20 protein-coding genes and 1 pseudogene are annotated in these 20261 nt (G+C 67.2%); 14 read left to right on the forward strand and 7 right to left on the reverse strand.

Annotated features, from left to right (window positions below):
* Positions 1-22 precede the first annotated feature (22 nt).
* Positions 23-784, reverse strand: coding sequence for a GNAT family N-acetyltransferase (locus tag AC16DP_RS19485; protein WP_329727451.1), 762 nt, complete (start codon positions 782-784; stop codon positions 23-25).
* A gap of 199 nt (positions 785-983) precedes the next feature.
* Here AC16DP_RS19485 and AC16DP_RS19490 point away from each other — a divergent pair, with 199 nt between their 5' ends.
* The 4 genes from AC16DP_RS19490 to AC16DP_RS19505 are packed head-to-tail and all read left to right on the forward strand — an operon-like array spanning position 984 to position 4778.
* On the forward strand, positions 984-1454 hold the full coding sequence (locus tag AC16DP_RS19490) for an Lrp/AsnC family transcriptional regulator (protein ID WP_329727450.1): 471 nt from the start codon (positions 984-986) through the stop codon (positions 1452-1454).
* 2 nt (positions 1455-1456) lie between these two features.
* The gene (locus tag AC16DP_RS19495; protein WP_329727449.1) at positions 1457-2674 is read left to right on the forward strand and encodes an aminotransferase-like domain-containing protein; all 1218 of its coding nucleotides are present in this window, start codon (positions 1457-1459) and stop codon (positions 2672-2674) included.
* A 16-nt stretch (positions 2675-2690) separates the two neighbouring features.
* A complete protein-coding gene (locus tag AC16DP_RS19500) occupies positions 2691-3581 on the forward strand; it encodes an ATP-grasp domain-containing protein (protein WP_329727448.1) in 891 nt (296 codons plus the stop codon).
* 9 nt (positions 3582-3590) lie between these two features.
* Positions 3591-4778 carry a hypothetical protein gene (locus AC16DP_RS19505; protein WP_329727447.1) on the forward strand — a complete coding sequence of 396 codons (1188 nt, stop codon included), beginning with the start codon at positions 3591-3593 and terminating at the stop codon, positions 4776-4778.
* 13 nt (positions 4779-4791) lie between these two features.
* On the opposite strand, the gene AC16DP_RS19510 is transcribed toward AC16DP_RS19505, so the two are convergent.
* Positions 4792-5076: a hypothetical protein gene (locus AC16DP_RS19510; protein WP_329727446.1), complete on the reverse strand. Its 285-nt coding sequence runs from the start codon at positions 5074-5076 to the stop codon at positions 4792-4794.
* 77 nt (positions 5077-5153) lie between these two features.
* A complete protein-coding gene (locus tag AC16DP_RS19515) occupies positions 5154-5384 on the reverse strand; it encodes a hypothetical protein (protein ID WP_329727445.1) in 231 nt (76 codons plus the stop codon).
* 316 nt (positions 5385-5700) lie between these two features.
* Here AC16DP_RS19515 and AC16DP_RS19520 point away from each other — a divergent pair, with 316 nt between their 5' ends.
* The 8 genes from AC16DP_RS19520 to AC16DP_RS19555 all read left to right on the forward strand — a co-directional run bounded on the left by AC16DP_RS19520 (position 5701) and on the right by AC16DP_RS19555 (position 14993).
* Complete coding sequence (locus AC16DP_RS19520; RefSeq protein ID WP_329727444.1) at positions 5701-6165, forward strand: DUF6484 domain-containing protein; 465 nt, start codon at positions 5701-5703, stop codon at positions 6163-6165.
* A 3-nt stretch (positions 6166-6168) separates the two neighbouring features.
* Positions 6169-7449 (forward strand): TIGR02270 family protein, encoded by a 1281-nt coding sequence (locus tag AC16DP_RS19525; RefSeq protein WP_329727443.1) that lies wholly within the window; start codon positions 6169-6171, stop codon positions 7447-7449.
* 51 nt (positions 7450-7500) lie between these two features.
* Positions 7501-8655 carry a DUF2169 family type VI secretion system accessory protein gene (locus AC16DP_RS19530; RefSeq protein WP_329727442.1) on the forward strand — a complete coding sequence of 385 codons (1155 nt, stop codon included), beginning with the start codon at positions 7501-7503 and terminating at the stop codon, positions 8653-8655.
* Positions 8652-9671 (forward strand): hypothetical protein, encoded by a 1020-nt coding sequence (locus AC16DP_RS19535; protein ID WP_329727441.1) that lies wholly within the window; start codon positions 8652-8654, stop codon positions 9669-9671. The genes AC16DP_RS19530 and AC16DP_RS19535 overlap by 4 nt, the downstream gene beginning before the upstream one ends.
* Positions 9672-9702: 31 nt before the next feature.
* Positions 9703-11313 carry a PAAR-like domain-containing protein gene (locus AC16DP_RS19540; RefSeq protein ID WP_329727440.1) on the forward strand — a complete coding sequence of 537 codons (1611 nt, stop codon included), beginning with the start codon at positions 9703-9705 and terminating at the stop codon, positions 11311-11313.
* A gap of 39 nt (positions 11314-11352) precedes the next feature.
* A complete protein-coding gene (locus tag AC16DP_RS19545) occupies positions 11353-12348 on the forward strand; it encodes a hypothetical protein (RefSeq protein ID WP_329727439.1) in 996 nt (331 codons plus the stop codon).
* 91 nt (positions 12349-12439) lie between these two features.
* Positions 12440-14545, forward strand: coding sequence for a type VI secretion system Vgr family protein (locus tag AC16DP_RS19550; protein ID WP_329727438.1), 2106 nt, complete (start codon positions 12440-12442; stop codon positions 14543-14545).
* 232 nt (positions 14546-14777) lie between these two features.
* A complete protein-coding gene (locus AC16DP_RS19555; protein WP_329727437.1) occupies positions 14778-14993 on the forward strand; it encodes a hypothetical protein in 216 nt (71 codons plus the stop codon).
* Between the two features lie 15 nt (positions 14994-15008).
* Here AC16DP_RS19555 and AC16DP_RS19560 read toward each other — a convergent pair whose 3' ends face one another.
* Together AC16DP_RS19560 and AC16DP_RS19565 are read right to left on the reverse strand one after the other, a co-directional pair.
* Positions 15009-15911: an AEC family transporter gene (locus AC16DP_RS19560; protein ID WP_329727436.1), complete on the reverse strand. Its 903-nt coding sequence runs from the start codon at positions 15909-15911 to the stop codon at positions 15009-15011.
* The gene (locus tag AC16DP_RS19565; protein ID WP_329727435.1) at positions 15908-16840 is read right to left on the reverse strand and encodes a LysR family transcriptional regulator; all 933 of its coding nucleotides are present in this window, start codon (positions 16838-16840) and stop codon (positions 15908-15910) included. The genes AC16DP_RS19560 and AC16DP_RS19565 overlap by 4 nt, the downstream gene beginning before the upstream one ends.
* 123 nt (positions 16841-16963) lie before the next feature.
* Here AC16DP_RS19565 and AC16DP_RS19570 point away from each other — a divergent pair, with 123 nt between their 5' ends.
* Positions 16964-17578, forward strand: coding sequence for a hypothetical protein (locus AC16DP_RS19570; RefSeq protein ID WP_329727434.1), 615 nt, complete (start codon positions 16964-16966; stop codon positions 17576-17578).
* Positions 17579-17721: 143 nt separating this feature from the next.
* Entirely contained in the window at positions 17722-19167 is a 1446-nt protein-coding gene (locus tag AC16DP_RS19575) for a hypothetical protein (RefSeq protein ID WP_329727433.1), read from the forward strand.
* A gap of 19 nt (positions 19168-19186) precedes the next feature.
* On the opposite strand, the gene AC16DP_RS19580 is transcribed toward AC16DP_RS19575, so the two are convergent.
* The gene (locus AC16DP_RS19580) at positions 19187-19657 is read right to left on the reverse strand and encodes a hypothetical protein (RefSeq protein WP_329727432.1); all 471 of its coding nucleotides are present in this window, start codon (positions 19655-19657) and stop codon (positions 19187-19189) included.
* A 104-nt stretch (positions 19658-19761) separates the two neighbouring features.
* Positions 19762-20139: pseudogene (locus AC16DP_RS19585) on the reverse strand (ATP-grasp domain-containing protein); the annotation flags it as partial.
* Positions 20140-20261 lie beyond the last annotated feature (122 nt).

Here is a 20261-nt window from a genome sequence, read left to right on the forward strand (position 1 = left end):
CCGCGCCGCGCCAGCACTTGCATCAGGGCCCGGGCAGCACGCACGTCACCTGCTCGAGCTCGCCCCACACGCGGAAGCCCGCACGCGCGTAGATGCGCTCCGCCTCGGGGTTGGACACCTGGAGGAAGAGCGGCACCGTGGCCCTGCGCTGCAGCCACGTCATCAACGCCGTCGCCAGGCCGCGCCGGCGATACCTGGGGCGCGTCGCCACCTCCTGCACCAGCGCGCAGCCCTCTCCCTCATGCAGGGCCGCCATCGCCGCGGGCACGCCGTCCACGCGGGCGAGGTAGTAGTGCGACGTGGGACTGGACACCAACCGCTCCAGGTAGCGCACCCGCCAGTCGCGTCCTTCCCACCCATCGGCCCCCGCTTGAACCTCCACCAGGGACGCGATCATCTCCGGGCCCGCCACCTCCAGCGTCACGCCCGAGAACAACACCGGAAGCGGCCGGGAAGCGCTCGGCGCCCAGTGCATGAGGCGCATCCCCTGCGAGTCCTTCTGGAAGCCTCGCGCCACCAACCGCTCCACCACGTCGCCCGGGGCGCTCAGGTCATCCACCCGCACCCGCGGCACCAGCCCTCGCGCCCGGTAGAGCGCCACCACCTCGTCGATGGCGGCCTCCGGCTCCTCCGCTCGCAGCCAGCGCGCGGTGTTCGCATCCCAGTGGCCGGGATTTCCCACCTCGTGGACGAAGAATCCCCACGGCCGTGACTCGACGGTGGCGAAGCGGCGGGCCAGCGTCAGATCGAGTCCCAGGAACTGCTGACGGAAGGCGGAATCCATGGCTGCGCTCCTCGGGGCCCACGGGCGCGAGACGTGCATTGCCAACAGAGGGGAGCCCCCGCGTTCGTGACGGGCGGGCTCCTCGAACGGAAGGGGCTCGCCTGCACGCCTGCTGCCCTCTTGCACCCCCTCTGAGAGACATATATCTTATAGGCACCAAGTCACTGGGACTTATAAAAATAAGGTCGTTACCCTCGCCATGGATGAACTGGACCACCGCCTCGTCGATCTGCTGCAGCGCGATGGGCGAGCCACGCAGCTGGAGCTCTCCCGCTCGGTGGGTCTGTCCCAGCCGGCGGTGGCCGAGCGCATCCGCAAGCTGGAGGAGCGAGGGGTCATCACCGGCTACACGGCGCGCGTGGACGCGTCGAAGCTGGGCAAGGACATCACCGCCTTCATCGGCGTGAGCATCGAGCACCCCAAGTACTTCGAGGGGTTCGCCCGCAAGGTGCTGGCCATGCCCGAGGTGCTCGAGGCGCACCGCGTCGCCGGACAGGACTCGTACATCCTCAAGGTGCGCACCCGGAACACGCGCACCCTCGACTCGCTGCTCGTGGAGACGCTGCGGACCATCTCCGGCGTCACGCGCACGCACACCACCATCGTTCTGACGTCCATCAAGGAAGAGACGTACATCCACGTCTCCTCTGAAGAGCTGAAAGGAGCCTGACCATGACCGCGGCCATCCATATCCCCGCTCCTCCGCCGTTGACGCTCGCCCAGCGCATGTCGCGGATCAAGCCCTCCGCCGTCCGGGAGATCCTCAAGGTGGCCGAGCGCCCGGACGTGCTCTCCTTCGCGGGCGGGCTGCCGGCGCCCGAGCTCTTCCCGGTGGAGGCCATCGCCCAGGCGCACGCCGAGGTGTTCGCCGAGGAGGGCCCCGCCGCGCTCCAGTACAGCACCACCGAGGGCTACGGACCGCTGCGCGAGTGGATCTGCTCGCACCTGGGCGGCCAGGGCATCCACGCGGCGACGGACCAGGTGCTCATCACCAGCGGCTCGCAGCAGGGCATCGACCTGGTGGCCAAGGTGATGCTGGACCCGGGTGACGTGGTGGTGGTGGAGAATCCCAGCTACCTCGCCGCGCTGCAGGCGTTCAGCGGCTACGAGGTCTCCTACTCCGTCGTGGGCAGCGACAAGGACGGCATGCGCGTGGACGAGCTGGAGGCGCAGCTGCACAGCGTCGCCCGCAAGCCCAAGCTCATCTACCTGGTCCCCAACTTCCAGAATCCCAAGGGCACCACCCTGTCGCTGGAGCGCCGGCACGCGCTGATCCGCTTCGCCCAGCGCCACCGCATCCTCATCCTCGAGGACAACCCCTACGGCGAGCTGCGCTTCCGGGGCGAGCACCTGCCGTCGCTGGCCTCGCTCGACACCGAGGGCGTGGTCATCAACCTGGGCACGTTCTCCAAGACGCTGGCCCCCGGACTGCGCATCGGCTGGGCCGTGGGCCCGCGCGAGCTCATCCGCGCGCTCACCGTCGTCAAGCAGTCGGCGGACCTGCACACCGCCACCGTCGCGCAGCGCGCCACGGCGCGGCTCCTGTCGCGCTTCGACTACAACGCCAACCTGGAGAAGCTGCGCACCGTCTACGGCGAGCGGTGCCAGGTGATGCTCACCTCGCTGGAGAAGCACATGCCCGAGGGCACCCGGTGGACGGAGCCGGATGGTGGCATGTTCGTGTGGGTGGAGCTGCCGCGGGGCATGAGCGCGGATGCCCTCTTCCCGCAGGCGCTCGAGAAGCGCGTCGCCTTCGTGCCCGGCGCCACCTTCTTCGCCGGTGAGCCGCGCCTGGAGTTCATGCGGTTGAACTTCTCCAACCGTCCGCCGGAGCTCATCGAGGAAGGCATGCGCCGGCTCGGCACGGTCATCGCCGCCGCCCGGAGTTGAGGTATCTCCCGCGGCCATGTCCGTGAACGAGAACACCTACGACATCGCGCTCGTCACCGCGCCCACCCTCCCCGAGTGCCTGCCCGACGAGCATCTGCTCGCCCGGGCACTCGCCGCCCGGGGCCTGAAGGCCGGGCCGGTCATCTGGGATGACCCGGCCGTGGATTGGAGCCGCTTCCGGCTCGCGCTCATCCGCACCGCCTGGGACTCGGACGCGCGCCGGGACGAGTTCGTCGCCTGGGCCGGGCGCGCCGGTGCGCGCTGCCCGCTGTGGAATCCGCCCGAGGTGCTCCGCTGGAACACACACAAGGGCTACCTGCGCGAGCTCGCGGCGCGCGGCATCGCCACCGTGCCCACCGCCTGGATGGAGCGCGGCTCGCGAGCGGACGTGAAGACGCTGCTCGCGACGCACGGTTGGAGTGACGCGGTGGTGAAGCCCGCGGTGTCCGCGGGCGCCCGGGACACGCTGCGCGTCCGCCGGCCCGAGGACCTCCCCGCCGCCCAGGCCCTGGTGGAGCGGGTGCTCCCGCACAAGGACATGATGGTGCAGCCCTACCTGCCCTCGGTGGAGGGCCATGGGGAGCGCTCCATCCTCTTCCTGGGCGGCGAGCACACCCACGCCATCAAGCGCCCACCCGCCCTCTCGGGCAACCCGGGCTACGACGCCACCGCCGCCGAGCCCGCCCCGTCCTCCGAGGACGAGCGCGCCTTCGCCCGCCGGGTGCTCGCCGCCACCGGCTTCGAGCTGCTCTACGCCCGGGTGGACGTGGCGCGGGACGAGCACGGGGGACTGCTGCTGATGGAGCTGGAAGTCACCGAGCCCAACCTCTTCCTGAGGCAGGGCGGGCCCCGGGCGGTGGAGACGCTGGCGGACGCGATAGTCCACAAGGCCCGTGGGATGGCTTAGCCTGCGGGCATGCCGACTCCGGAGAAGAAGCCCCGCGCGCCTCAGGACACGCTGCCGCCCCGGCTGAAGACGCTGCTGGAGGATCTCACCCACCGGGAGCTGGCCTCGCGGCTGGAGCGCGTGTACCGGGCCGCGGCGCTGGCCATTGATCGGCTGGGGCACCTCAACATCGTCAAGTACGAGCCCACCACCCTCGAGGAGAGCGAGGGGGCGGACCTGTCGCTGTGGGAGACGATGGCCCCGGCCATCCGGGACACGGTGGTGGACGTGAACGCCCTGGTGTCGGCCATCCACGAGGCCTTCCCGTCGTCGAAGGAGGCCGCGCGCGAGGGCGCGTGGCAGCCCCCACCGCCGGGCGTGGACGAGCGGCTGTCATGGGAGGTGGAGATGGTGCTGGGCGCGTGCGCGGGGCGGCTCTCCCGGCGCGTGGCGGACCTGGGCCAGCGGGTGCGGCGGCCCGAGGTGGTGAGCGACCGGTGGGCGCTGATGGCGGAGCTGCAGTCGTTCCGCGCGGACTTCCGCGCGCAGATGGGGGACCTCGTGTACCTCACGGCGGCGGCCTTCGCGGACGTGCGGCGCGAGGACGTGGTGCCGGGCTACCAGGGACAGGTGGCGGCGGCGGCGGTGCTGCGCGGCGCGGTGGCGGAGCTGCGGCGCTCGCTGCAGTCCCGGCTGGAGCGGGCGGCGGCCATGCTCCCCAAGGAGGGGCCGGGGCTGGCGCGGCGGCTGGAGGAGATGCTGGCGGCCTTCGCGGGGATGAACGCCTCGCTGACGATGAAGACGCGCGACAAGCGCCTGGTGGTGGAGCTGCGCGAGCGGCTGCGTGCGCTGGCCTCGCTGCCGGAGCTGACCGCGGAGGAGCTGTGGACGCTGGTGGAGCCCTTCCTCGGAGAGCTGGGACGGGTGGGCGCGGAGCTGACGCAGCGCACGCTGACGGCGCACGACCGGGCGGTGTGGGCGGCGTGCGGGGCCCGGCTGGAGCAGGCCTCCATGCACCTGTTCCTCAACTCACCGGGCGCCGAGCGGGTGATACGCGAGGCGGTGGAGGTCGCGGGAGCGCTCTACGGCCGGGCGCCGGTGTTCGACGCCTTCCTGCGCAAGGTGCGCGTGAGCCTGGAGCAGTCCTTCGATGAAGCGGAGCTGCGCGAGACGCTGGAGGTGTTCCGGGAGCGTCTCGCGGCCCTGCCCTTCACCTGAGGCGGGCGGGAGACTACTTGGACTCGGCCTTGGCGCCCTCGGGCAGCGCGGCGGCGGCCGGCACCGGGAGGCGCGGAACCACCAGGTTGCGGTACTCGGTGGCGAGGGTGTCGGGCGTCATCTCCTCCTGCCACTGCTTCGGGTTGGTGTTCCACCCGTAGTCCGCGGGCACCTTGCCGCCGCCCTGGTTCTTGTAACCAATCATCTCCGGGAACTTCGCGGACCAGCGGCCGGCTGGATCCGTCTCACGGGTGATGGGCTCGCGGTTCGGGCGGGGGGTGTAGTTGCTCTTGCTCATGAGGCGTGACTCCTAGCAGGTGCGCGGCCTCTCCGGAACCCCCACGAAGGCCCGGGAGATGCCCGGACCCCCGGGGCCTACGTGGGCCCGCTCGCCGCCCGCCCGGCGGAGGGGGCCCCGGCCCGGGAGCGCCGCCTCCGCCGCGACACCGGTGGCAACCAGCTCGGTCCCAGCTCGAACACCGCGGCGAAGTAGCGCGCCTGCGCCTCGCTCCCATAACGATAGCGCCGCACACCACCCCCCTCGAGGGTCACCTCCACCCCCCACCCCTTCCCACGCCGGCGAAGCGCGACTCGCGCAATCTCCATGCCCACCCTCCCCCCTCAGGAACGCCCTTCTCATGAAAGCGGCGTGCCAAGGCGAGCCCCTGCGTCCGGTGGGTTGCGGTGTGCGGCGGTGGACAGGTGACAGCGGGACGGTAGGTGCTACAGGCCCGCCTGCCTGCCCTCCGGCCGTGTCCGGAAATCGCGGCCCGGCGACTTGTGGCCGCACAGATGCCTGCCCTGGCCACCGGCGAACGCTCACGCCAATGACAGGAATTTTTCTCCCACATGGTGCTGTGGCAGTCTATCTATCTCTGTTAAGTACGCCACGCGCAATCGCACACACCACGGGAGCAGAATCATGGCCGCACGCAACCCATCGCTCAAGCTTGCGCCGTCGAGCTCCGCGCCAGCTCTTCCCTCCACGGTCCTCGGTTGTATCACTGCCTATGAGCCAGACCGGGGCGTCCTCGTCGACTTTCCCGGCAACCCGGGGGGTCCTGTACCAGCCCGGCTGCTCATCGGCGTCAGCATCGAGGCGCTGCGCAGGGCCGCAGCGTCGCGCTGCCCGGCGGCGTTGCTCTTCGAGAATGGAGATCCCACGCTCCCGCTCATCGCCGGACTGGTGCAACCTCCGGGCTCGCAAGAGGCCCGGGTGGATGGCGAACGAATCGTCCTGACAGGCGAGGAAGAAATCGAACTGCGCTGCGGCGATGCATCCATCTCCCTGCGCAAGGACGGCAAGCTCGTCATCCGTGGAGCCTATGTCGAAACTCGCGCCAAGGGCATGAACAGGATCAAGGGCGGCTCCGTCCAGATCAATTGAGCCATGCCAACCTCACCACATCTGCTGTTTTGGGATTTGATCGAACGGCACCTGGACGAGGCCGAGTTCCTGTGGGGGGTGTGGGAGCACAGCCTCCTCGCGCCGGACTACACCCTCGATGACGTGGCGAAGGAGTCCGAGGAGCGGTTGCTGGCGCACGTCGATGGACTCGTTGCCAATGGGCCAGAGGCCGCGCGCCGACTGTTGTTCCCAGCGCTCGAACATGGCGAGCCACACCGTGTGAGCGCGGCGGCCTTGGCGCTGCTGCAGAGCCCCGGGGAAGCGGGTGTCGAGGTCGTGATGACGGCACTGCGCACGCGGCCCAAACAACGCGGGCCGCTGACGCGAGCCCTGACCTGCGCGGAGCGGCCCGACCTCCTGGGGCGCCTGCGCGGACTACTCGCGGAGCTGGATCTGGACGTTGTCGCCGCAGCGGCCGAGGTCCTAGCCTTCCACCATGAACCACTGGGTACGACCCTTCCGGTGTTGCTGGCGAGCGACTCCCCGGTGGCGGCGCGGGCACTCGCCCTCCAGGCGCTGCCGCATGAGCCAGCCCCGGCACGGTACATGGCCGCGCTGCAAGCGGGTCTGGTGGATGAAAACCCCCGCGTTGCCGCGGCCGCCATGGAGGCGGGCTGCCGGCTCGGCGTGCCTGCGGCATGGCAGCGTGTGCGGGCACGCGCTGCGGACGCGGACAAGATGGCGATGCTACTGCTCGCGCTCGGTGGAGGGCCTGCTGAGCATGCGGCACTGAAAGCCGCGCTCGCCCATGCCGCGCATCGGCCAGCGGCCCTCTGGGCGCTTGGCTTCGTGGGAACGCCCGAGGCCGTGGATACGAGTCTCGAGCTGATCAATGACAAACAGTCCGGGCACCTCGCGGGGGAAGTCTTCTCGGTGGTGACAGGCGTCAACCTCGTGGAAGCACACTTGGTGGCGCCGCCCCCCGAGGAAGACGAGCCGCTCGACCACACGGCGGAGGATGACTTGCCTCGCCCGGACCCGGTGAAGGTGCGGCATTGGTGGATGCGGCACCGCGAGAAGTTCACCCCGGGTCAACGCTATCTCATGGGTGAGCCGCGCTCGCTCGCGGGAGTGTACGCGGCGCTCGCTCATGGACCGATGCGCCGCCGCCCGGCCCTGCTCCTGGATCTCCAGCTCCGTAGCTCCGCGAAGCCCGGCCCACTTCTTCAAACACGCGCTCCCACCTGGCGGCAATACAAAGCACTCGCGGCCCTGCGTGCTCTGGCGGCTACAGAAATCGACGTGCTCCGCCCACTCCTCTGATGCAGCGCTGGGCCTCCTCCTCGATGACTGAAGGACCTCTCCAGTTTCGCCATGGAACTCGTCAATAAATCCCGCCTCCCCATGGAAGTGACGACGGCACTCGACAAGAGTGGCCGGGAACACCTCCTGCTGGTCGCGAAAGCGACCTACCGCTTCGGCGACAGCGGTCACCCTCCCGAGCTCGCGGAGGAGTCCCATCCCATCTCCCATACCGATGCCTTCGTAGGTGAGCCCGGCCTCTCCGCACCGCTCTACGAGGCGGATCTCGCGTTGGCCAAGAAGCGGTGTGATGTCATCGTGGACGCGACGGCCCATGCACCGGACGGCAGGCCCGTCACCGAGCTCGACGTGGCCATCCGCGTCGGTTCGCTCGCCAAGCAGTTCCTCGTCATCGGCGACCGGACGTGGCAACGAGGCGCCTCGCGCGTCTCCATGAGCAGACCCCAGCCGTTCACCTCCATGCCGATACACTACGGCCGCGCATTCGGGGGGAGCCCTCGGCACCGCTCCGCGGACGAACAAGACACCTATCTGGCCAATCCCATTGGCAGAGGCTTCTGTTCCGATCCCCGTGCGGACCTCGTCGATCAGATGCCACTGCCGAACACCGAGAACGCCAACCACCGGCTCAGCTCACCGAACGACCAGGTCCAGCCACTCGCTTTCGGTCCCATCGGCCGCCATTGGCACCCGCGAAAGGATTACGCCGGCACCTATGACGCACGCTGGCGGGCAGACGTCTTCCCGCTCCTGCCCGATGATTTCAACGAAGCCTTCTTCCAATCCGTGCCAGCGGATCAACAGATGGACTTCGTCCAGGGAGGCGAGGAGGTAGCGCTGCGAAACCTCGTGCCCGGCAAGCCGCTCGTCACGTTCAAGCTGCCACGACCAGACCTGGCGCTGAAGCTCCTCTACACCTCGCACCGCGCCATCGAGCTGCCCCCCGTCGTGGATACCCTGTTCATCGAGCCAGAGGCCCAGCGCTTCACGATGGTCTATCGCACGGCGCTCCCGCTCGATCGCCGCGGCCTCTTCGGCGTCAGCATCGTCGCGGCGGGCCCGGTGTGCAAACGGTGGTGGAAATCCAAGGTGCTCGGCACAGGAGACTGCGGCTGCGGCGGCGACAGCGACAACGACCCCGGTGAGGACACGGAGGATGAGTCTGCCTCGCCAGCCTTCACGGATGGGCTGGAGGTCGAGCCGTGAAGCCACGCCTCCGCGTCATCGGCTCAGGGATGTGCTGTCCGGTGGGCTTCTCTGGCCGCACCGCGCGCGCGGCGATCCGAGCCCGACTTAATCGCTTCCTGGAGTCGGAATTCGTTGACGAGCAAGCCGAGCCGCTCGTCGTCTCCCGGCTCCCATTGGGAGACCTCTGGGGGCCGCGGCGCATCGCGACGATCTTCGAGGCCGCCCTGACGGATTGTGTGGGGGGTGCTCCAGACTTCAACCCCAAGTCCACCGCACTGCTGATGTTGGTCGCGGAGCAGGGACGCCCAGGGTACAACGAAGCGTGGGCCAGGGCCTGCATGACGACCTTCGAGAAGGTCACGGGGACGGCACTCTCCGCCGAGTCTCGTGTCCTCCCGTCCGGGCGCGCGGGGCTCGCCACCGCCCTGCGCGAGGCGCACACGTTGTTGACCACTGGCGGGCGCGCCCATCAAGTCGTGGTGGCTGGCGTGGACAGCTACCTCAACGCGGAGACCATCACCCATCTGCTCCGCAAACGCCGGCTCCTGACCGAGGAGATCAGCGAAGGCTTCATCCCTGGAGAGGCAGCAGGCGCACTGCTCCTAGGCCTGGAATCACCAGGGCAGAAGGGTCTTCACGTGCTGGGAATCGGCTCCGCCGAGGAGACCGCAACCATCGACAACGACGAGCCCGTGCGGGCCCTCGGCCTCACGAGCGCACTGCGCGAGGCGCTCGCCGCGAGCGGCTACCAGATGAACGACCTCCACTTCCGCATGGCGGACGTCAGTGGTGAGCCCCTCCTGTTCCGGGAGGCCGCCATGGCCAACACCCGCCTGCTGGACCACCGCGGGGGCCACTTTCCACTGCTCCACCTAGCCGACTGCATCGGCGAGACCGGCGCAGCCATTGGCCCGCTCTCGCTCGCTTATCTCACCGATGCCATGGCGCGTGGGTACGTGCCCGGCACGCGAGCGGTGCTTCACCTCTCCAATGACGGTGGAACACGTGCCGCGGTCGTGGTCGAGCACCTCTGAGACTCAACCCCTTTTCTCCTGACGAGAGAACATGCAAACCCACGTCTACGCGAACGGCCGCGAGATTTGCAGCCAAGCAGCGGATGGCAAGTCCGCGGCAGCGTTCCCCGATGTGTGCTGGAGCCCTCCCGGCCCACCTGCCGGCCCCGTCCCGGTGCCCTACCCAAACACCACCTTCGCGAAGGACCTCACGGACGGCACGCGCACCATCCTCATCTGCGGCACCATGGTGGCCCAGAAGGACAAGAGCTACTTCTCCACCAGCACGGGCAACGAGCCAGCCACATCCTCCTACGCCAAAGGTCTCAACACCGGCGTCATCAAGGGCAAGGCCTATTTCACGAGCTGGTCGATGGACGTGCTCGTCGAGGGCCTGAACGTCGCGCGCCATCAGGATCAGATGACGCACAACCACGCGAGCCCGGGTGGCAATACTCCGGCACAGGTGTACTTCGACGATGCCGCAAAGACGGCGAAGGGCCGTTGTGCCCAGGACTTGCAGAAGATCGACAAGGAATGCGGCCCAGAGCCGGAGGATGGCAAAGACAACGCCCAAAACCTACAGCGCGCCCGCAGGAACTTCCTCAAGAAGATGACCAAGCGCCTGGAAAAAATCACCGAGAACGTCAAGAACAAGCTCGACAAGAATGCAAATACCTCCTGGATGGAGCATTGTGACGGGCTGTGGCTCAAACCAAACACCCGCTATCCAGAGCAGATAAAGCAACTAACCGAGCAACTCGGCAACATCAAGGACGACCTGAGTTCTGTCACGTCCAGTCTGGTCAAGCCACTCGTCGAGAAGCTGGAGAAGGAACTTCTTGAGAAGCTCGGAAAGGAGGCCACGGAGCGGGCGCTCAAGCTGGGGGCACGCTCCGCTGCACGCTGGGCAGTAGGCGCGAGCGGTGCTGCAGTCGCGGGAGTCGGTGCCATCGTGACCGAAGGAATCGCGACGGCCTGGAACATCTACGACTGGGCTTCCACGGCCTACGAAGGCTACCAACTCTCAAAGACAGCATTGGCCTCCATCTCCGAGATCAAAGAAGTGATGGGCGACTTCGAGGGTGCGCTCAAGAGCATGGACGGTGTTCTGAATGAAGCGAAAAGGAACCCCCAAAAAGCGATGGCCGACGCGATGGACCTGTTCTCACGGCTCAATGCATGCACGCGCGCGCGCAGGTGCATCCTCGTTCCGTACAAGAACACCAGTTCCCTGAAGGCCATGAGGGGCACAGGCTGCTGTCCGGGGCAGACAGGCCACCACGTACTTCCCGACGAGATGACCAAGGGCGGCCACTGCCCGGGGTACAAGCCGGGCGATGCGCCAACGGTTTGCGTCGAGGGAATCAATAACTTCCATGGCTCGCACGGCAGGATCCACGACAAACTGGTCAAAGCCGTGGCGGACTACAAGGCAAGTGGTATTTTCTTCGAAAACACGGAAATGAGCTACGGAAGGGCCCGGGACATGGGAGTTGCAAGCATCATGCACACCTTTCCCGAGTCGAAATGTGACCCGGACTGCCTGAAAGCCCAACTCGACAGCTATTACAAAAACAAATGCATGGGCACAGTGCCTGCTGTCGCTGGCAGGAAGGGCAGCACGGGAGATGCCGAGGACGCAGGCGACGCCGGGGAGTAAAGAGTCCCTGTCCCGCCCCCCATCAGAACGAAGATATACATGCTGATCAACCAGAGCGACTACGAACGGTGTTTTGGCGGCTTCACCATCATTGATTGCGCCATTCGCAATCGGAACATCTTTTATTTTGTCACCCTGTCGGATTATGATGAGGATCAACGCCCACCTGCGGATGAGGATCGAACCACCCGGGTAGTTGTCTACTTCGCGGAGAGGCCAGCCAACAAGCGCTGGACCTACGTGTCCTATGAGGGCTATGCAGGAATGCGCGCTGGCGCATCCCAGCGGCCCAACGAAAAATTCATCGGCATCGACCGAGGCCGACAGGTCGTGACGATTGGTGGCGGTGCCCTGGAAAAAGAGCAAGACATTCCCACAGGGCGGCGCGGCCCGGCACGTGGCGGCATTCGGAAGATCCGGACCATCGACGGCCTTCTCCACGTGTGCACGGGGTATCGGGGCTTGGCACGCCGGGACGACCGCAACCAGTGGACGTCGCTCTGCACGGGGCTAGATTTCACGCCCGACCCGGACGTGGACTCGGGCGAGTACGGCTTCGATGATTTCGACGCCTTTGACCCCAACGACTTCTACTGCGTGGGCGGCAAGGGAGACGTGTGGCACTTCGACGGCAACGCCTGGGAGCGCATCGAGTTCCCAAGCAACATGGTGCTGGAGACGGTCTGCTGCGCGGGCGATGGCTGGGTGTACATCAGCGGCACGGGTGGAAACATCTGGAAGGGCCGGCGTGACAACTGGAAGCTCATCCACCGCGACCAGATGGCCCTGCCCTTCAAGGACATGGTCTGGTTCCAGGACCGGGTGTATTGCACCTCCGATTATGGGTTGTGGGAGATCGTGGGCGATGAGTTGCGTGAGTGCGATGTGCCCCCTCAAATCAAGATCAGCTCCGGCAACCTGGCGGTCGCGGACGGAGTGATGTTGCTCGCGGGCGCATATGGCTGCTCGTATTACGACGGCCTCACCTGGAAGCACATCCTCGACACTGCTGCGTTCTCACCCGTATCGCTGTAGCTCCCCGGGCGCTCCACTCTCATTTGAAAGACGGTGCTTCAACATGGTTGCTCGATCGCATGTCCATGCACTGGGAGAGTCCCCTCTCTTCGTGTTCGAGGTCGAAGGTTGCTCGGACCCCCTGAGGGTGGTCCGCTTCTCGGGAACGGAGGGCGTGTCGAGCCTCTTCGAGTTCCAGGTGGAGCTGGCCAGCACGAATCCGTACATCGACTTCGCGGATATGCTGGGGAAGTCGGCGCTCTTGACACTGCGTGGCGAGTTGGTGCCCAGATTCCTGAATGGGCTCATCAGCCGCTTCGAACAACTCAACGAACTGCCGCACTACACGCTCTACCGGGCCACGGTGACACCGTTGGCGTGGCGACTCGAGCAGCGCTACGACTGCCGGATCTTCCAGAAGCTGGACACTCCGGCCATTCTCAAGAAGGTCTTCGACACAGCGGGGATTCCGGCGGACCGGGTACGGTTCGTGCTGACGAACAATTACGAGCCGCGCGACTACTGCGTGCAGTACCGGGAATCGGATTGGGCCTTCGTCAGCCGCCTGATGGAAGAGGACGGCATCTTCTATTTCTTCGAGCACGCGGCGGACAAGCACGTGTTGGTGCTCGGCGACGGGAAACCCGCCCTGAAACCCATTGATGGACCGGATGCGCTGTGCTTCCGCCGGGAGACAGGAATGGTGGTGTTGGAGGACCACGTGCGCCGCTTCCGCTTCAGCGAGGAGGTCCGTTCGGGCAAGGCGACCCTGCGGGACTACAGGTTCAAGCAGCCGGGGCTGAAGATGGAGGTGGAACACAAGGCGGAGGTGGACTCGGACCTGGAGGTGTATGACTATCCGGGCGAGTACCAGGATCCCGCTCAAGGAACGCTGGCAAAAGGAAAGACAATCGCCAGGGTGAGGCTGGAGGCATTCCAGGCGACGAAGCGCGTGGGACGGGGAGAAAGCGACTGCGAGCGGCTGTGCCCTGGGCGGATGTTCACGCTGGAGGAGCACCCACGAGGGGATTACAACGGGCGCTATCTGCTCACCCAAGTGAAGCACGAGGGCCAACAGCCCCATGTCCTGGACGAGGAGTCCCAGGGCGGGGAGTTCAGCTACTCCAATGAGTTCATGTGCGTACCGCACCATGTGCCGTACCGGCCGGCGCGGGTAACGCCAAGGCCCCACGTCAAGGGCTCACAAACGGCGGTGGTCGTGGGACCCGCTGGCGAAGAGATCTACGTCGACGAGTGGGGCCGGGTGAAGGTGCAATTCCACTGGGACCGGCAAGGACAGATGGACGAGCACAGCTCGTGCTGGGTACGCGTGAGCCAGCTCTGGGCAGGTGAGGCGTGGGGAGCGATGTTCATCCCCCGCATCGGCCAGGAAGTCATTGTCGACTTCATCGAGGGTGACCCTGATCGGCCCATCATCATCGGCCGCGTGTACAACGGAAACAACCTAGTTCCCTACGCACTGCCTGCGGAGAAGACCAAGAGCACGATCAAATCCAACTCAAGCCTGGATGGTGGCGGCTACAACGAGCTGCGCTTCGAGGATGAGAAGGGGCAGGAGCAGGTCTTCATCCACGCCCAGCGGAACATGGACGTGCACGTGAAGAACGACTCATTCGAGGACATCCTCCACGACCGGCATCAGACGATTGGTAGCGTAGGCAAGGGTGGAAAGGTGGGGGATCAGAACGAACTGGTGTACCGGGACAAGAGTCTAACGGTACACCGGAACAGCCAGGAGCAGGTGGGCGGGAGCATGAAGCTCCTGGTGGGAGGTATCGACGGCGATGGAGACATCGACATTGTCATCAAGTCGAACCGGCTGGAGTTGGTGCACAAGGACAGCCATCTGCACGTGAAGCAGAACCTGAACGAGAAGGTGGATGAGACCCACTCGCATACGGTGGGCAAGGATCTGCAGGTGAAGGTGGGGCAGAGCACCGCGCTGGAGTCGGAAAAGGAGATCCATCTCAAGTCGACGAAGATCGTGATCGAGGCATCCAGCGGAATCACGCTGAAAGGACCGGGGGGGTTCATCACGATCGACGCACGAGGGGTCGCCATCAAGGGCAAGCTCATCCAGCACAACACGGGAGGCGCGGCCCTGACAGGAAGCGGAGCGAGCCCGACCGAACCCGCTGACGCGGTGGAGGCTCAGCCCACCATCCCGACCAAGGCCGACAACGGGAGTGCGCCATGAACCCCGGCGGGTTCGCGTTCCCAGCCGCCTGACACCACCACCTGCGCCTGCCCAGGGCGCTGGGTTATCGAGGGATTGGAGGGAGTACCCCCACCAGGGTGGCATGGTGTGCGGCGGTGGACTGGTACCGGGGACGGTAGGTGCTACAGGCCCGCCTGCCTGCCCTCCGGGCGTGTCCGGAAATCGCGGCCCGGCGACTTGTGGCCGCCGATTGCTGCGTTACGTGAAAGGCATGACCGGAATCACTGAGAAGAACACGGGTGACGCTGTCTCGGAGTTCACCCTTCCCGATGGCTGCATGCTGTGCGGCGGCGCGGTGACCATCCGCAGCACGCCGGGAAACGGCGCGCACAGCTACTGCCCGCACTGCCACTGGCTGTCGCGCACGCGGCTGCGCATGCGCAAGGAGGGCCTGGAGATCGCCTACGCCACGCAGGCCTTCGCGTAGGCCGCACCCAGGCTCTCAGTGCAGGAGCCACAGGGTGAAGGGCACCGTGGCGAACGAGAGCGGAATGCCCAGCCCCACCATGAGGGCGGAGAGCTCCGGGTCCAACCCGTTGTCCGCGGCGAGGATGGCGGCGGTGACCATGGGAGCCATGGCGGCCTGGAGAACGGACACCTCGAAGGTGAGCCGGCCCATGCCGGGCAGCAGCAGCAACAGGAGCGCGATGGCGAGCGGCGCCAGCGCCAGCTTGTAACCGAGCCCCAGCGCGAGCGCGCGCATCCGGCCCTTCACGCCCGAGGGCCGCAACTGGAAACCCACGGAGAAGAGCGCCAGCGGGGTGAGCAGATCTCCCAGCCGGCCGAGCACCACGTCCACGGCCTCGGGCCAGTGCCACGGGTGCAGGAGGAACGCCGTCACCAGGGCGAGGAAGGGGGGGAAGGTCACCACCTTCTTCAGCAGTGCCCCGGTGCGGGTGTCCTTCGCGGCGGCGTGCGAGGCGAAGAGCGTGGCCACCGTGCCCAGCACCAGGAACGAGCCGAGCTGATCCACGACGACGGCCACGCGCAGCGCCTCGCGGCCCATGAGGCCCTCGATGAGGGGCAGGCCCACGAAGGCGGTGTTGCTCAACCCGCCGGTGAGGACGAGCGCCGCCACGGTGCCGGGCGGAAAGCCCAGCCGCGGGCCCAGCGTGCGGAAGAAGAGCCACGAGCCACCGAAGATGAGCCACGGCGTGGCGGCGGCGGCGAGCAACTCGGGGGCGAGCGTGAGGCGGTGCACCGCGCGCAGCACCAGCGCGGGCAGGGCGATGTTGAGCACGAAGGCGTTGAGGGCCAACGCCGTCTGCTCCGGGAAGCGGCCGCTGCGCCGGGCGAAGGCACCCAGCAGGAGGCTGGCGGCCAACAGGCCCACGAGCTGGCTCACGAGGAACGCCTCCCGGAGGAACGCGTCGCGGGACGGCCCTCGCCGGACAGGAGCGGGCGCTCGCGGTGGATGAGCTCGGTGAGGAAGTGGAGGGTGGCGCGCACACGCGCGTTGTGCTGCAAATCCGGATGGACCACCAGCCAGATGTCACGGCGCAGCGAGGCCACGAGGGGCGCCACCCGCCGCAGCCCCGGCTCCCGGTCTCCGCACAGGCACGGCATCACTCCCACGCCCATGCCCGCGGCGGTGGCCGTCACCACCGACAGCAGCGAGTTGCAGCGCACCGCCACCCGGGCGCCGGCAGCGGCCTCGGCCAGCCAGCGGGACTCGGGCCACTTCGCCGCGGCGTCCGCGTAGCCGATGACGTCGTGCCCCGCGAAGCCCCGCGCCGGATCCGGTGCACCGCGCCGCTCCAGGTACGCCTCGGAGGCATAGGGGGCGATGGCGATCTCCCCCACCTTGCGAGCCACCAGCGTGTCCCCCTGGGGCCGGGTGAGGCGGATGGCGATGTCGGCCTCGCGCCGGGCCAGGTCCAGCGCGCCGTAGTCGGTGAGGAACTGCACCTCGATGCCGGGGTGGCGCTCGCGGAAGGGGGCGAAGCGCGGCAGGACGATGTCCACGGCGAAGGCCTCGGTGAGGGTGATGCGCACCACGCCCTCCAGGCGCGCGTCCTCGCCACTGGCCCGGCGCTCCACCGCGAGCGCCGCCGCCTCCATCTCCTCCACCGCCGAGCGGATGCCTCGCCCCGCATCCGTCAGCACCAGCCCCGAGGGCGTGCGATCGAAGAGCTTCGAGCCCAGCTCGTCCTCGAGCGCCGCGAGCCGCCGGCCCACGGTGGAGGCATCCACCTCCAGGTCCCGCGCGGCCGAGGCGAGCGTCCCCTCCCGCGCGATGGCGAGGAAGTAGCGGAGATCATTCCAGTCCGGCACGCCCTGCAAATTCGCATGCCCCCCCTGCAATCTCCAGCGTTTTCGCAAGGGGTGCTTCCGGGGCATTCCTTGGCTCGCCCGGGCCGCACGAAGCGGCCGGAGCCAGACCTCTGGAGAGAAACCATGAAGACGATGAACCGCCTCGCGCTGACCGTTGTCACCCTGGGCCTCGTGGCCGGCTGTGCCACCGCGGGAGGAGCGTCGGGGACGCGCGTGAAGACGAACGAGCTGACGGGCGCATGGACGAGCGCGGTGTGCGAGGCGATGCCCAACCCGGACGGCTCGAAGACGTACTTCAAGCGGAACTTCCAGCTGACGGAGAAGGACTGGTCGCTGAAGTTCGAGACGTTCGGGGACGAGGGCTGCACGGCGAGGCTGTTCACCGCGCGCTTCGAGGGCCCGTACACGCTGCAGAAGGACTCGGAGAAGGTGGAGGGGGCGACGGAGGGGAACTTCGGCTTCGCGCGGCACTACATGACGGCGCACGTACAGCCGGTGGCGGACTGGTTCCAGGGGGCGAAGTGCGGGACGGGGACGTGGAAGGTGGGCGAGGAGCAGGAGACGAGCACGACGGGGTGCGTGTTCCTGAGGCCGGTGACGGCGTGCGGAACGGACCACGACATCGTGAAGGTGGAGGGCAACCAGCTCTTCTTCGGGAAGCGGCCGGCGGACGGTGACATGTGCACGCCGGACAAGCGCCCCACGGCCCTGACGCCCGTGGCCGTGGTGCGCGGCTGAGCCACTCCTCCCTCGCCCACCGGGAGAGGGGTCGGGGGTGAGGGTGCCACGGCTCCCGGGATGAGCCCGTGTACCTCTTGTCGCTCTGGGAGAAGACGGGCTCCCATGGTTCGATACACCCTGCGCTCGAGGAGGGGTTCACCATGCAACCGTGGAGCATCGGCATCGTCTGTGCCCTGATCTGGACCCTCCCGGTAGCAGCCGCAGAGCCGAAGGAGACCCAGCCCGAGCCCACCTCGTGGAGCCCCTCCGCTCCGCTTCAGGCCTCCGCGCTGTTCGCCGCAGGCGGTGGTGAGCCCGCGAGCCCTGACCGCGGAGCCTGGATCTCGAGCGATGGAAAGAGCATCGCCTTCTTGAACCGCGAGTCCTCTGCCGCCGAAGGCACCGCCCGCGCGCTGGTCGTGAAGGATGTGGAAACGGATGCCGTCGTCTTCGAGAAGGTGCTGTTCTCAGAGGAAGAGAGTCTCCGCCGAAGCGGACCGGAGCTGGAGCGGCTGGCGAGGTCCCGTGCATGGGAGGCGCGTTCCTACCTGGGCCAGCGCGAGTGGAAGCCCCTGCTCTACCGCGAGAATCCTCAACATGACGCGGAGTTCTTCTCGGATGCCTGTTTCATCCAGCGGCAACGTCCGAAGCGCTCGGTGTCCCTGGAGGATCTCAAGCTCTCGTACCAGGAACCGCGGCTCCAGATCTGGCGCCGGGGCAAGAAGGTGCTCGACCGGCGTTTCCCCTCCTGGGGAGTTCGCCAGCAAGGGTGCGAGCACGCCAGTCCCTCGTGGCTGAATGGCACCTTCGTCAACCTGGAGCGGAACGTGGTGCTGATCGAACTCGGCTTCTGCGGAGTGGACAGCTGCCCCGAACCGCCAGCGGCGTTCCACGTGCTCCGCCTCCCTCCGGACAAGTCTCGCGCGGCAAGCACGCCTCCCACTCAGACGAAAGCTCCGCCCCAGGGCCCGTTCGTCGGGTATGAGAAGCCGAACGCCGTCAGCGCGTCGCTCTACGCAACCGGGTTCCCCGCCATCTCGGAGGACGGGACGCTCGTAGCCCTGGCGGAGGTCTTCGCGGATGGTGAGCGCAAGGACCCCAACCTGCTCATCACCGTACGCAACTCCCAGACCAACGAAGTCGCCTGGAAACTGCCTGTGCTCGAAGCCGGAGAGGTGTCACCCGTTCAGCGCTCATTGCCTCTGTCCCAGGCGCTCGACAAGAAGGTGCTCGAGAGGATCCGGCAGGTGAATGACTCCCTTGGCAGGACACAATGGGTGACGCTGGAGGAACAGCCCCTCCAGCCCATGATGACGGAGAGCTGCCAGCAGGCTCCTACACAGAAGCTGCAGCTGCCCCAACTGGAGATGACGTTCAACCAGGGTCATTTGGTGCTGAAGCGGGCCGGGAGCGCTCCACCCATCGAGCTGAAGCTGAATCGCGGAAGCGACAGCGGAGCGGACGCGTGCAAGGCGGCCAGCCGAATCTTCATGGACACCGCCTACATGGACTCCACCAGAGGAGTCGTCCTGTTGCGCCTCACCACGTGCGGCGACGAAGCATGCCCGGCCCAGGACAGGTGGTATCATTCCATCAAGCTGCGTTGAGCGGGCGCAGCCTCGCGCTTCAGGCCGGGAACATGCGCCCGCGGAGTTCCTCGAGCCCACGCGGCGAGCACAGCTCTTCCGAGAAGAGTACGTCGAGCGCACGCTGGGCCAGCCCAGCCGCGGACGCTGCGACGAGCACCCGGCCACACTCCTCGAGCTGCTCTCGAATCAGGCCGATCTCGCCGTACATCTCGGCGAGCTTCATGCGGTCCTCGACCGACAGGTCACGCTTCATCTCCGCGATGACCTGGCGCAGCTCCACCGTCTTCCCATCCGCGCGCTGCACCGTGGGCTCGGGCTCCTCATCATCCAGGTCTTCGGCGAGCAGCGGCCAGATGTCCGTCAGCAGCGCGGAGTCCTGCACCAGCAGGTGTCCCACGCGCTGGGCACACGCCTGACACGAGGCGCCAGCGAAGCGCGGCAGGTTCAGCGCCGGAGAGGCTCCAGCGCCACAGAGCAGACAGGTGGCCAGGTCGGTGGTGGGCTCCATGGGGCACTCCCTTAACGTCCTCGCCCGGCCAACGCCATCTCCACGCGTCCCTCTGTCACCTTTCTACCTGGCTGCCCCCCGGGTGAGCCCCGGAACGCCCCTCTTCAGCGCTCCACTCCCAGCAACGCCGCGAACAGCTCACGCGGGTCGATGCTCGCCGGGAGCCCAGAGACTCCTCCGTCGTTCACCTCGACCACCATCCAGCGGCCGTCCTCGAGCATCGCGACATCCATGGTGAAGAAGCGCGCATCAACCTTCCGCGCGAGCCGCTCGAACGCCGAGAAGTCCGGGACGTCGACATCGAAGTCATCGTAGGACTCCGCCGCCAGCAGCCGCCCACGCCCGAAGAACAGCCGGAACTCCAGGTGCGCCGGCCCGCTCGGCGTCCGCCCCCGCACCTTCAACGGCAGGAAGCGCCTGACCACGAAACCCCGCTCGAAGCGGTCCCCGCGCTCCTCCAGCAGGTTGCCGCAGATCCGCTCGAAGTCCTCTCCCCGTGCTTCGCCGCCGGGTGTTGCTCCACTTCACCCGCGTGCCGGGAGCGGAGACCCCCTCTCTTGGAGGACGGACCCGCGCTGCGTTACAACTCGCCGCGCCGCTCCTC

The organism is Archangium sp. (assembly GCF_057119385.1).

Excerpts from the sequence above, each read along its gene's own strand:
- AC16DP_RS19500 (WP_329727448.1), top strand. The coding sequence starts at position 2,691 with ATGTCCGTGAACGAGAACACCTACGACATCGCGCTCGTCACCGCGCCC.
- AC16DP_RS19580 (WP_329727432.1), bottom strand. The coding sequence starts at position 19,657 with ATGGAGCCCACCACCGACCTGGCCACCTGTCTGCTCTGTGGCGCTGGA.
- AC16DP_RS19525 (WP_329727443.1), top strand. The coding sequence starts at position 6,169 with ATGCCAACCTCACCACATCTGCTGTTTTGGGATTTGATCGAACGGCAC.
- AC16DP_RS19540 (WP_329727440.1), top strand. The coding sequence starts at position 9,703 with ATGCAAACCCACGTCTACGCGAACGGCCGCGAGATTTGCAGCCAAGCA.
- AC16DP_RS19505 (WP_329727447.1), top strand. The coding sequence starts at position 3,591 with ATGCCGACTCCGGAGAAGAAGCCCCGCGCGCCTCAGGACACGCTGCCG.
- AC16DP_RS19485 (WP_329727451.1), bottom strand. The coding sequence starts at position 784 with ATGGATTCCGCCTTCCGTCAGCAGTTCCTGGGACTCGATCTGACGCTG.
- AC16DP_RS19520 (WP_329727444.1), top strand. The coding sequence starts at position 5,701 with ATGGCCGCACGCAACCCATCGCTCAAGCTTGCGCCGTCGAGCTCCGCG.
- AC16DP_RS19490 (WP_329727450.1), top strand. The coding sequence starts at position 984 with ATGGATGAACTGGACCACCGCCTCGTCGATCTGCTGCAGCGCGATGGG.
- AC16DP_RS19515 (WP_329727445.1), bottom strand. The coding sequence starts at position 5,384 with ATGGAGATTGCGCGAGTCGCGCTTCGCCGGCGTGGGAAGGGGTGGGGG.
- AC16DP_RS19570 (WP_329727434.1), top strand. The coding sequence starts at position 16,964 with ATGAAGACGATGAACCGCCTCGCGCTGACCGTTGTCACCCTGGGCCTC.
- AC16DP_RS19510 (WP_329727446.1), bottom strand. The coding sequence starts at position 5,076 with ATGAGCAAGAGCAACTACACCCCCCGCCCGAACCGCGAGCCCATCACC.
- AC16DP_RS19495 (WP_329727449.1), top strand. The coding sequence starts at position 1,457 with ATGACCGCGGCCATCCATATCCCCGCTCCTCCGCCGTTGACGCTCGCC.
- AC16DP_RS19545 (WP_329727439.1), top strand. The coding sequence starts at position 11,353 with ATGCTGATCAACCAGAGCGACTACGAACGGTGTTTTGGCGGCTTCACC.
- AC16DP_RS19575 (WP_329727433.1), top strand. The coding sequence starts at position 17,722 with ATGCAACCGTGGAGCATCGGCATCGTCTGTGCCCTGATCTGGACCCTC.
- AC16DP_RS19555 (WP_329727437.1), top strand. The coding sequence starts at position 14,778 with ATGACCGGAATCACTGAGAAGAACACGGGTGACGCTGTCTCGGAGTTC.
- AC16DP_RS19530 (WP_329727442.1), top strand. The coding sequence starts at position 7,501 with ATGGAACTCGTCAATAAATCCCGCCTCCCCATGGAAGTGACGACGGCA.